This window comes from Xenorhabdus mauleonii (assembly GCF_900113945.1).
Lineage (GTDB): Bacteria > Pseudomonadota > Gammaproteobacteria > Enterobacterales > Enterobacteriaceae > Xenorhabdus > Xenorhabdus mauleonii.
In genome coordinates this window covers 240,389-252,179 of sequence record NZ_FORG01000001.1, presented here as the reverse complement: position 1 = coordinate 252,179, position 11,791 = coordinate 240,389, and the positions used below count along the sequence as shown (strand labels likewise).

Below are 11,791 nucleotides of genomic sequence, written 5' to 3'. Positions count from 1 at the left end.
TGATTAAAAAATAAAGTTATTAAAGACAAAATTACCCGGTTAACGATTTTATAATCGCCGGATAATTTTACGGAATGTAGGCATCGGATGGGCTTTTAAGGACTCCGGTGCCTTATTTTTGCTGGCGTCTCCTTTTCGACGCCAACGGTTGATACAAGACTGATTTACTGGGTTCGATATTGGGCCAACCGAAAATATATTGTACATTGATTAGCCTCTCAGAGAGGTTGTGAGTTTTTCTAAAATTGGATTAATAATCAATATATTAAATAGAGATACGGATTGTGCCAAAGAAAGCGAAAAAGCTTCATCATGATGCGTTATTTAAACATTTTTTAACACAAACTGAGACTGCCAAGGAATTTTTGTCTCTTTATCTGCCTGAAGAGATCCGCTCGTTGTGTCACTTAACGACTCTGAAACTGGAATCCAGTAGTTTTGTTGATCGGCATTTGCGTCAGTTGCACAGTGACGTGCTGTACTCGGTTGAGACAACTCAGGGAGACGGTTATATATATTGTTTGATTGAGCATCAATCCACGCCTGACCCACTGATGGCTTGGCGGTTGATGTACTATTCTATGTCAGCAATGGCGGCGCACCTGAAAAAAGGGCATACTGAACTGCCTTTGGTAGTCCCTTTACTGTTTTATCACGGTGAGATTCGCCCCTATCCATACTCAAACCAATGGCTGGATTGTTTTAAGTTCCCTGAACAGGCAGCCCGTTTATACCGTCAGGCGTTTCCACTGGTGGATGTCAGTGTTCTGAGCGATGAAGAGATTTTGACACATAAAAGCATCGCTCTGTTGGAGCTGGTACAGAAGCACATTCGCTGTCGGGATATGTTGGACTGGGTTCCCCATTTGGTGGCACTTTTGAATGCAGGGTATAATACCGTCGAACAGCGTAATGTTGTGTTAAGCTATATTTTACTGAATGGGCATACGTTGGATTTGTCTCAATTTACCCATCAATTTATTGAGCAATCACCGGAGCATGAAACAATGTTGATGACTATTGCAGAAGAGCTTGAGCAAAAAGGGCGTGAGCAAGGCATTGAACGGGGTATCAAACAAGGTATTGAGAAAGGCATTGAGCAAGGTCGAAAGCAAGGCAAAGAAGAAAGTAAACTGGAAATAGCCCGCTCATTATTGCAGCTTGGTGTTAGTTTGGACATCATTATCACGAGTACCGGCCTGAGCCGGGATAAAATTGAAGAGTTAACGCATTAAATTAATCTTCTTTTTCATAGTAAAATGCCGATCTTGAATATCGGCATTTTTGTTTTTATAGCGTGTCTCAGGAATATGTGCTGCTGGCAGCTTGAATGAACGGTTCAGCATTAGACATTATCGGAAATTCGTATCAGCAGCTCATTGGCACGTTATAACCTATCTGATTTTTAAGGATAGTTTTGATAATTATTTTAGAAATAGTTATCGTGCTTACATTTGAACACTATTTTTAGAATATTCTGCATCCGGGCAGTAAATTGCCGGATTTTTATGCGAAGCGCATCGAAAAAAACGAGACTTATCTTGTTTACTCTGGAATAGAAGTCATTAACTCCCTATAATCCGCCACGCACGGCGTTAGTGAATGCCATGTTCCCACTTTATTTTTTTCTTTTTTAACCAGGTTATTTCTATTATGGCTGACGACGCACACAAGTGTACAATCGTAGGTATTTCAGGTGCCTCTGCCTCAGGCAAAAGCCTCATTGCCAACACGCTTTATAGAGAATTACGAGCTCAAGTTGGTGATCACAATATCGGCGTTATTCCAGAAGATTGCTATTACAAAGATCAAACCAATACTCCGATGGAAGAGCGTTACAAAGTTAATTACGATCACCCAAGCTCAATGGATCACAATCTGCTTTTCGAGCACATTCAGTCGCTTAAGGCCGGAAAATCTATTGAACTGCCGCAGTATGATTATGTCGAACACACCCGCAAATCCGAATCCATTCATTTTAAACCCAAAAGAGTCATTATCCTTGAAGGTATTCTACTATTAACGGATAAGCGCTTGCGCCAAGAGCTGGATTTTTCAATATTTGTTGATACGCCACTGGATATTTGCCTGATGCGCCGTATTAAGCGTGATGTGAATGAACGTGGGCGTTCGTTGGATTCCGTAATAGAACAGTATAATAAAACCGTACGTCCAATGTTCTTGCAATTTATCGAGCCATCAAAACAATATGCCGATATTATTGTTCCGCGTGGTGGGAAGAACCGCGTAGCCATTGATATCTTAAAAGCCAAGATTGGCCAATTTTGTGAATAATATGCCTTCTGGCATTCATAAGTATCATCGTATTTGAGAGGAAACAATGCGACTCTGTGACCGTGACATTATTAAATGGCTAGATGAAGGTAAATTGGTAATTACTCCACGTCCTCCTGTCGAACGTATTAACGGTGCAACTGCCGATGTGTGCCTTGGGAATCAGTTTCGCGTTTTTCGTGGTCATACTGCTGCTTATATTGATTTAAGCGGTCCCAAAGCTGAAGTTAATGCAGCACTTGATCGGGTCATGAGCGATGAAATCACATTACCGGATGGGGAAGCCTTTTTCCTCCATCCCGGAGAATTGGCTTTGGCTGTGACGCTGGAATCTGTCACATTACCTGATAATGTCGTAGGCTGGTTGGATGGGCGTTCATCTTTGGCGCGCCTTGGCCTGATGGTTCATGTTACTGCGCACCGCATTGATCCGGGTTGGCAGGGGCAAATTGTTCTGGAATTCTACAATTCAGGCAAATTACCCTTAGCCTTGCGTCCAGGCATGGTTATAGGTGCATTGAGCTTTGAACCGCTTTCAGGATCTGCTGAACGGCCTTATAACCGACGTCAGGATGCTAAATATAAAAATCAGCAAGGAGCCGTAGGCAGCCGAATCAGCGAAGATTAGCTTTTCTGATGAAGTTTTTTGTTGAGGGATAGTCATCTTGTGGACATGAGACTGGGGACGTCATGAAAAGATTGTTAACGACACTCGTTATTTTGTTAGTCGTCATTGTTATGGGCTTATCTGCGTTGGTCATACTGGTTAATCCTAATGAGTTTCGTGGTTACATAGTCAAGCAAGTACAAAAGAAGAGTGGCTACCATCTCGTGTTGCAGGATGACTTGCGTTGGCATGTCTGGCCAAAATTGAGCATTCTGACTGGGCAGATATCACTGACCGCTCAGGATGCCGAAAAACCTGCTATTGTGGCAGAAAATATGCGCTTGGATGTGGAATTGTTACCGCTGCTTTCCCACCAACTTTCTGTTAAGGAAGTGATGCTAAAGGGGGCTGTTTTGCGATTTACGCCTGATAGCCAACCAAAAAGAGAAGCAACGGCCCCAATTGCACCTGAAAGTGATATTCATTATCCGGTAGCTGCAAATAATCAGGCTTGGAAACTGGATATTGCCAAAATCAAAGTAGTGGATAGTTTGCTTATTTGGCAAGCCGACTCTCATACTCAGTTAAATGTGCGCGATATCAATTTGTTGCTGGAACAGCATGATCAAAACCATGTTGATATGGAACTCAGCAGTAAAATCAATCAAAACCAGCAAGAATTGGCATTTGGACTTAATGCTTCCTTGGATATTTCCGGTTATCCAAGTCAGGTGTCAGCTGATATAAATTCCTTTGAATATCATTTGAAAAGAATAGGTTCGTCCTCTGAGGGGATTAAAGGAACAGGTAGTGCCACGGTAAAATACCAATCTTCACCTAAATCTTTTTCATTGCAAAATCTGGCACTGGCGATAAATGATGACAGTGAGTTGAAAGGGGATATTGCCGCTATATTGAAGGATAAGCCGCAATATACCATCAACCTGACTTCACCAAAGTTGAATCTGGATAATCTATTGGGATGGGATGTTCTTTCCAAGAATACCCCTAAAGCCCAACATGATTATCGAATTGAAAATAATTCATCAAAACCAGTCATTGCGACTTCAGTATCTCCTCTGCCTAATTATGATCTGACCTCTTTGAAAAGCTTTGATGCTGATGTTTCTGTCATTGCGGATAAATTCATCTATCAGGGCATGAATATCGATAATTTTGGCCTGAAAGCCTCGAATCACGCAGGGATAACAGAAATTGCAAAACTAAGCGGCAAAGTACTTGGCGGGCATTTTGCACTTCCGACCACAATTGATGCCACAGCTGTTCCGGCCAAGTTGCACACAAAACTACTCTTGCAGCAAGTTGAGTTAAAACCTTTATTAACCGCGCTGGCCTTGCCATCCGTATTCAATGGTCAATTGAACTTGAACGGGGAACTTGGTGGGGAAGGTTATGATGAATATGCCATATCCCATTACTGGCAAGGTAACTTAAACATTGATCTGAAGAATGCACGTTTGGAAGGGTTGAATATTCCCCAACTGATCCAGCAATCTGTTTCGCGTGTAACAGATAAAGTCAGCCAACCTACAAGTACAGGCGATGTGACTGAAGCAAAAAATATCTCCATGAAAGCGCGAGTAAATCGTGGCGATATTGATATTAGTGCAATTGCAGCAAATTCAGAGATATTCAATATTCAAGGCCAGGGTAAGGCGAATCTACTGAAACAAGACACTGATATTTCACTACAGGTTCAACTGACAAAGGGATGGGGCAAACAAAACGAGTTTGTGCGTCAATTGTCGGAATTAAAAATCCCATTGAGGGTTTATGGTGACTGGAATAGCCTACAGTATAGGCTGAATATAGAATCTTTACTGCGTGATGAATTGCAGAAAAAAGCCAAAAAATCAATCAAAGATTGGCTGGAAAATAATAGCAGTAGCGAAGAACGCCAGAAGTTAAGGGATCTGTTGAATAGAAAATAAAGTGCGCCTTAATGTTCACGTTGCATTCTTTCTCTATAGTAAATAGCGCCATTAATGGCGCTATTTACAGCATAATATACCAATTTATGCTCGAAATTTGCATTTTTTCCTCCTTAAATCAAAAAATACCTACTTTCCCTTGATACATATCATAAAATCTCTGGCTTATTTTGGGCAGAGTGCATGTTAATCATGCATTTAAATTAAAAAAACAGCTCAAAGTTTCAGAAATAAGCTAAAGAGAGGGTAAATGTTAGAGCTTTTGATTGGTGTTGTAGTAACCATCGCAGTGGGATACTACATAATTAAAGGTTATTCTGCGACAGGGGTATTGATGGTTGGCGGTTTATTGTTATTGATCGCCTGTGTATTAATGGGAAAAAGCGTTTTACCTGCCAGCATGACATCTACAGGCTGGCAGGCAACAGATATCATCGAATATATAAAATTCTTGCTAATGAGCCGTAGTGGTGATCTTGGCTTGATGATTATGATGTTGTGTGGCTTTGCGGCTTATATGACTCATATTGGGGCAAACGACGTGGTGGCTAAAATCGCGTCACGTCCATTGCAGATGATCAATTCACCTTATTTGTTGATGGTGGCAGCTTATATCATAGCGTGTCTGATGTCTCTGGCTGTTTCTTCCGCTACGGGATTGGGTGTATTGCTGATGGCGACTCTATTTCCGGTGATGGTTAATGTCGGGATCAGCAGAGGCGCGGCGGCAGCGATTTGTGCATCGCCTGCGGCAATTATTCTGGCGCCGACTTCAGGAGATGTGATACTGGCTGCTCAGGCATCAAATATGCCGTTGATTGATTTTGCATTCAAAACAACCTTACCAATTTCTATCGCTGCCATCGCAGCAATGGCAATGACACATTTCTTTTGGCAGCGTTATCTGGATAGACGGGAAAATATAAAAACAGAAATGCTGGATGTGAAAGAAATTACCACAAATGCACCGGGTTTCTATGCCATTTTGCCATTTACGCCTGTGATTGGTGTCTTGGTGTTTGATGGTAAGTGGGGGCCTGAACTGCATATCGTAACGATTATCGTGATGTGCATTATGCTGGCAGCATTGATTGAATTTATACGCAGCTTTAGTGCCAAGAAAGTTTTTGACGGTTTGGAAATGGCTTACCGTGGTATGGCTGATGCGTTTGTAACTGTCGTAATTTTGCTGGTGGCTGCGGGAGTATTTGCTCAGGGATTGAGTGCAATTGGCTTTATCAGTGGCCTGATTGATATGGCACAGTCTTTTGGCTCCGGAGCAATCGTGATGATGATCGCACTGGTAATTATTACGATGCTGGCTGCTATGACGACTGGCTCAGGTAATGCGCCGTTTTACGCGTTTGTTGAGTTAATTCCGCGCTTGGCGGGGCAAATGGGTGCTAATCCGGCATACTTGGCGATCCCGATGTTACAGGCTTCCAATCTTGGGCGTACTTTATCCCCGGTTTCCGGTGTTGTGGTAGCGGTTGCAGGAATGGCGAAGATTTCCCCGATGGAAGTGGTGAAACGAACTTCAGTGCCAGTATTGGTGGGGTTGCTGGTTGTGATTATCGCAACTGAGATTTTGGTACCGGTTTATTTGTAGGTTTTGCTATCTGAGTCAGCTTAATCAGGTGATCGCTTCAGCGATCACCTGATTTAACCCTTATTTCTATCAATTAATTATCAATAAGTTACCAATTTTCTACTAATACCCGACAACCTGATAATAAAAATAGGGTATCCAGTCTAAATGTGGGGTCGTGACTGATATTGTCAGAGTATCTTTCGACAACCCCATTCCGTTTGCATTATTTCGTTGTGTTTTAACATCGGCCAGAATACCGGGTTTTTGATTATCGAAGTTATCCCCAACGATACTTGCATGACATGAGATGATGCCATTCGGCAAGGTCATGGGAAGTGTAATTTGGTAGAAATTTGTGTAGTAAGTTACACCGCCAATTTCAGAAATATTGAATTTTGCAATAGCTTTGGTGTCCTTTATTAACCCGTTTATCATGAATATTTCGCCCAGCCTGACGATAGTATGTTCAACTCCGATTAGACTGGATGTGATATCCAACCCAACTAGATCACCCAAGCCTATATTTCTGACAAAGGCTTGTTTATCTGGAATATCCGCACCATTCTGGTTTTTCTCCAGACGTCCATTGGCGTTGCCATTGGCATTGCTGGCTAATACCTCCACCTTGTTGATACGTGTATCGACTTCTGTTCTGGTATAAGCACCCACATCGGATGCGACAAGTTTAATATCTGATAAGAGCGCTTTGCCATTGACTGTACGCTCCATGGGAACTCGACTGTTGGCATTGTTATTGGCTTCTTTAGCCTTCGCCTCAACATTGTCGACTTTAATATCAATTTCGGTTTTGGTATAAGTTCCTATATCAGATGCGGCGAGTTCAATATCTGAAGAGAGCGCCTTGCCATTCACTTTACGGCCCATTGGAACTCGACCGTTGGCATTATTATTGGCTTCATGGGCTAGATTTCTAACGTCGTCAATAAAACCATCAACTTCTTCTGTCGTGTAAACATGAAGATCAGAGGCGGTCAGTTCGATATCGTTAGTCAATTCCTTTCCATTGATTTTTCGGGTTAACGGAACTTTGCCAGCAATAGCGGCTTTCATTTCGTTAATGGCTTTTGTTGCAGTATCAATGCCTGTTGTCGCATTGCTATTAGCCGTTTCCGCCAGTTTCATGGCATCTTCGGCCTGCACTTTCACCGGCTGGATTAAATTGTCGGTTTCCTGCTTGCTGTAGGCATGGATGTCAGCGGCAGTCAGTTCGACATCATTAACCAGTTCTTTACCGTTGATTTTGCGCGTTAATGGGACTTTTTTCTCAGCCAGTTTAACGGCATCTTCCGCGCTTTGCTTCGCCGTTTCCGCCAGTTTCATGGCATCTTCGGCCTGCATTTTCACCGGCTGGATTAAATTGTCGGTTTCCTGCTTGTTGTAGGCATGGACGTCAGTGGCAGTCAGTTCGACATCGTCAATCAGTTCTTTACCGTTGATTTTACGCGTTAATGGGACTTTTTTCTCAGCCAGTTTCATGGCATCTTCGGCCTGCACTTTCACCGGCTGGATTAAATTGTCGGTTTCCTGCTTGTTGTAGGCATGGACGTCAGTGGCAGTCAGTTCGACATCGTCAACCAGTTCTTTCCCGTTGATTTTACGCGTTAATGGGACTTTTTTCTCAGCCAGCTTAACGGCATCTTCCGCGCTTTGCTTCGCTGTTTCCGCCAGTTTCATGGCATCTTCGGCCTGCACTTTCACCGGCTGGATTAAATTGTCGGTTTCCTGCTTGTTGTAGGCATGGACGTCAGTGGCAGTCAGTTCGACATCGTCAATCAGTTCTTTACCGTTGATTTTACGCGTTAATGGGACTTTTTTCTCAGCCAGCTTAACGGCATTTTCCGCGCTTTGCTTCGCCGTTTCCGCCAGTTTCATGGCATCTTCGGCCTGCACTTTCACCGGCTGGATTAAACTGTCGGTTTCCTGCTTGCTGTAGGCATGGACGTCAGTGGCAGTCAGTTCGACATCGTCAACCAGTTCTTTCCCGTTGATTTTACGCGTTAATGGGACTTTTTTCTCAGCCAGCTTAACGGCATTTTCCGCGCTTTGCTTCGCCGTTTCCGCCAGTTTAATGGCATCTTCGGCCTGCACTTTCACCGGCTGGATTAAATTGTCGGTTTCCTGCTTGCTGTAGGCATGGACGTCAGTGGCAGTCAGTTCGACATCGTCAACCAGTTCTTTGCCGTTGATTTTTCGGGTTAACGGAACTTTGCCAGCAAGAGCGACTTTCATTTCATCAATGGTAGTTGTCACGTCATTAATGGCTTTCGTTGCATTATCAATGCCTGTTGTTGCATTGTTATTGGCTGTAACAGCCAATTGCATGGCATCTTCGGATAATGCTCTGACAGGTTGGAGCAAGTCATCTGTTTCCTGCTTGCTGTAGGCATGGACGTCAGCGGCAGTCAGTTCGATATCATTAACCAGTTCTTTGCCGTTGATTTTGCGCGTTAATGGTACTTTTTTTTCAACCTGTATAACGGCGATTTCCGCGTTTTTCTTGGCGGTTTCTGCCAATTTCATGGCATCTTCGGCCTGCACTTTCACAGGCTGGATTAGGCCGTCTGTTTCCTGTTTGTTGTAGGCATTGACATCAGCGGCAGCCAGTTCGACATCGTGAATCAGTTCCTTACCGTTGATCTTGCGCGTCAATGGAACATATTTGTCGGTAGAGACGACTGTCTCGGCTAATTTATAGGCCTTGTCAGCTAATTCATATGCTGTTTTTACGGCTTTTGGTGTTGCTGCATGTGTTTCGTTGTTGCTATTGATATCATTGCTGAGTGCAACCAATCCTTTCTCTTTTAAAGTTGCGTCAGGGTGATTGCGGCTGTCTGCGTGATCTTTGATTTTATTCCTGACGTATTGACGGGTTGCGATGCCAGAAATCAAGCCTATCCATTCCATCTGGCTGTGATCGTCAACCGCCAGAGTCATGCGGACCATTTGCTCCAGAGATTCTGGCTTGTAAATCTCCCCACAGTTGCCGATGGCAATCAGTGTCCCTTCTTTGTCGAATAGGCCGATTTCACGCACCCACCAATTGCCATTTCCTTCAGGAATAAAATGCTCAGTAATAATGAGGTTATGATTGTTAGGATCAATAGTCAGGGAATCAATTTCAGCGCGGTATTGTTCATTTACCAGTTGGGATTGATTGGCGTCAGGTGTGGGTAAATTGCCATTACCATCACCGACAGCCATGTGGGTAATTTCGAGTTTCATACCCGATGAAGCCGCTTTTTTCAGTTTATCTGTACCAGCTTGTGTCAATAGTGAAAAATATTTCGTACTCATATAATACCCTCATGTTATTAACAAAAAATAAATGTATTGCTAACTCAGCCATAGGAAACTTACGGTAAAGTTTCTGGGCATATGAAGGCGGGGCGACATCTCCGCTAACGGCTACTGAATGGGATCATTGTACTTAGGGGAGTGGTGAACCAATATGCTAAAAATTAAGTCCAGGGGATAAAACTTATGGGAATAAAAAAAACCGGACTTATGCCGGTTTTTTATTAGATAATTAATATTAGAAATGAAGGATTAAGCTTCCAATTCCTCTTCGATTATCAGCGAAGTGATTTTTACTTTATTGATTCGGTGGCTGGTAATTTCCAGCGGTTCAAACAGATAATCACCAATCCTCAGTTGCTCACCTTGCTGTGGAATATGTTGAAGATGTTCCATCAGCAGGCCCGCCAGTGTCTGGTATTCACGTTTTTCATCCAATGGCAATGGCACGTAAAGCACCAAATCTTCCAGTGGCATAAACCCATTGGCAATCCAAGAACCATCGTCCATGACCTGAATATCATGTCGTGCATCGAGTTCACCACTGCCTACAGGCAAATTGCCGGTAATGGTTTCCATCACGTCAGTCACTGTTACAACACCTTCAACAGAGCCAAATTCATCAACGACAAAGGCAAAGTGAGTCTGCGCCTGACGGAACTGTTCCAGCGCTTGCAGCAAGGAGAGTGATTCAGGGAAAATCAGTGGTTGTTGCACTAACTTGCTTAAATCGAAAGTATTGTGTGTCAATTGCTGATTAAGGAGATCAATGACATGCACCACACCGAGAGGTTCATCACTGGTTTGTTCATCAGTGACGACAATTCGGGTATGGGGTTTTTGTTCCAGCAATGTAGTCAATTTTTCCGCAGGAGAGTGAACATCAAGATAAATCACGTCATGACGTGAGGTCATGATACTACTGACAGTACGCTGTGCCATACTGAGCACCCGTGCGATCATCTGGCGTTCCTGAGGCTCAAAAACTTCTTTATTATCCTCATTATCTGCAATCAGGCTGGAAGTATGATTGTCCAGTGCCGCATTTTCACGTTTACCATTCAAAATGTGAAGAACAGCTTCTGCCGTCCTTTCGCGCAGGGAGCGGGAAGCACTTAAGAACTTGCGACGATTGAATTGGGCGAACTGGTTCAGTGCTTCTATCATGATAGAAAAACCGATGGCAGCATAGAGATAGCCTTTCGGAATATGATAACCGAAGCCTTCTGCAACTAAGCTGAAACCGATCATCAGCAGGAAGCTGAGACACAAGATAACAATGGTGGGATGCGCATTGACAAATTTTGTCAGCGGCTTACTGGCCCATATCATTAGGATCATGGCGATGATAACAGCGGCAATCATGATGCCAATATGTTCGACCATGCCTACTGCGGTAATAACAGAATCTAATGAAAATACCGCATCTAAGACAATAATTTGTACGACAACCGCCCAAAAACCCGCTCCTTTCCTTTGTTGATTGGTGTGCAAGGCTTTCCCTTCCAGGCGTTCATTCAGTTCCATTGTGGCTTTAAACAGCAGGAAGATACCACCTATCAGCATAATTAAATCACGGGCGCTGAAAGGGTGTTCCCATAGGGTAACCAATGGATTGGTCAGAGAGACGAGCCAAGATAAGCTAAAGAGCAACAATATCCTCATGACAAGGGCACAGGAAAGGCCTGTCAAGCGAGCTTTATCTCTGTATTTTTCGGGAAGCTTATCTGCCAATATGGCAATAAATATTAAGTTGTCAATTCCGAGAACTATTTCTAAAACGATAAGAGTAGCCAGGCCGGCCCATATCGTAGGATCAGCGATCCATTCCATACAATTTATTTTACCTTTTAATATGACGGCTTTTGCCGACCATTAAATAATGGGTATTGAAGCCCTAAATAGCAATAGATGATTTATCGCAATTGGAAATTTTTTCAGCAAACAAACGTTGTGACGGTATCGATTGCATCAATAACTACCCCCTATGCCCATTCCTGAGTTAACATGTGAGTTCATTAACAAATTGTC

7 protein-coding genes are annotated in these 11,791 nt (G+C 43.2%); 5 read left to right on the top strand and 2 right to left on the bottom strand.

Going from position 1 to position 11,791, the window contains the following annotated elements; translation table 11 throughout:
- Positions 1 to 284 precede the first annotated feature (284 nt).
- From BM100_RS01060 to dcuC, 5 genes are all read left to right on the top strand, one after another.
- Positions 285 to 1,235: an Rpn family recombination-promoting nuclease/putative transposase gene (locus tag BM100_RS01060; protein WP_092507191.1), complete on the top strand. Its 951-nt coding sequence runs from the start codon at positions 285 to 287 to the stop codon at positions 1,233 to 1,235.
- A 418-nt stretch (positions 1,236 to 1,653) separates the two neighbouring features.
- Entirely contained in the window at positions 1,654 to 2,295 is a 642-nt protein-coding gene (udk, locus tag BM100_RS01055; RefSeq protein ID WP_092507190.1) for a uridine kinase, read from the top strand.
- Positions 2,296 to 2,341: 46 nt separating this feature from the next.
- Entirely contained in the window at positions 2,342 to 2,923 is a 582-nt protein-coding gene (gene dcd / locus BM100_RS01050) for a dCTP deaminase (protein WP_092507189.1), read from the top strand.
- A gap of 62 nt (positions 2,924 to 2,985) precedes the next feature.
- Positions 2,986 to 4,854, top strand: a complete 1,869-nt coding sequence (gene asmA / locus BM100_RS01045; RefSeq protein WP_092507188.1) for an outer membrane assembly protein AsmA — start codon at positions 2,986 to 2,988, stop codon at positions 4,852 to 4,854.
- Positions 4,855 to 5,104: 250 nt separating this feature from the next.
- Positions 5,105 to 6,463: an anaerobic C4-dicarboxylate transporter DcuC gene (gene dcuC, locus BM100_RS01040; protein ID WP_092507187.1), complete on the top strand. Its 1,359-nt coding sequence runs from the start codon at positions 5,105 to 5,107 to the stop codon at positions 6,461 to 6,463.
- A gap of 102 nt (positions 6,464 to 6,565) precedes the next feature.
- On the opposite strand, the gene BM100_RS23370 is transcribed toward dcuC, so the two are convergent.
- Complete coding sequence (locus BM100_RS23370; RefSeq protein WP_092507186.1) at positions 6,566 to 9,760, bottom strand: phage tail-collar fiber domain-containing protein; 3,195 nt, start codon at positions 9,758 to 9,760, stop codon at positions 6,566 to 6,568.
- A 252-nt stretch (positions 9,761 to 10,012) separates the two neighbouring features.
- Positions 10,013 to 11,593: a TerC family protein gene (locus BM100_RS01030; protein WP_092507185.1), complete on the bottom strand. Its 1,581-nt coding sequence runs from the start codon at positions 11,591 to 11,593 to the stop codon at positions 10,013 to 10,015.
- Between the last annotated feature and the right edge of the window lie 198 nt (positions 11,594 to 11,791).

Excerpts from the sequence above, each read along its gene's own strand:
- udk (WP_092507190.1), top strand. The coding sequence starts at position 1,654 with ATGGCTGACGACGCACACAAGTGTACAATCGTAGGTATTTCAGGTGCC.
- dcd (WP_092507189.1), top strand. The coding sequence starts at position 2,342 with ATGCGACTCTGTGACCGTGACATTATTAAATGGCTAGATGAAGGTAAA.
- asmA (WP_092507188.1), top strand. The coding sequence starts at position 2,986 with ATGAAAAGATTGTTAACGACACTCGTTATTTTGTTAGTCGTCATTGTT.
- dcuC (WP_092507187.1), top strand. The coding sequence starts at position 5,105 with ATGTTAGAGCTTTTGATTGGTGTTGTAGTAACCATCGCAGTGGGATAC.
- BM100_RS23370 (WP_092507186.1), bottom strand. The coding sequence starts at position 9,760 with ATGAGTACGAAATATTTTTCACTATTGACACAAGCTGGTACAGATAAA.
- BM100_RS01030 (WP_092507185.1), bottom strand. The coding sequence starts at position 11,593 with ATGGAATGGATCGCTGATCCTACGATATGGGCCGGCCTGGCTACTCTT.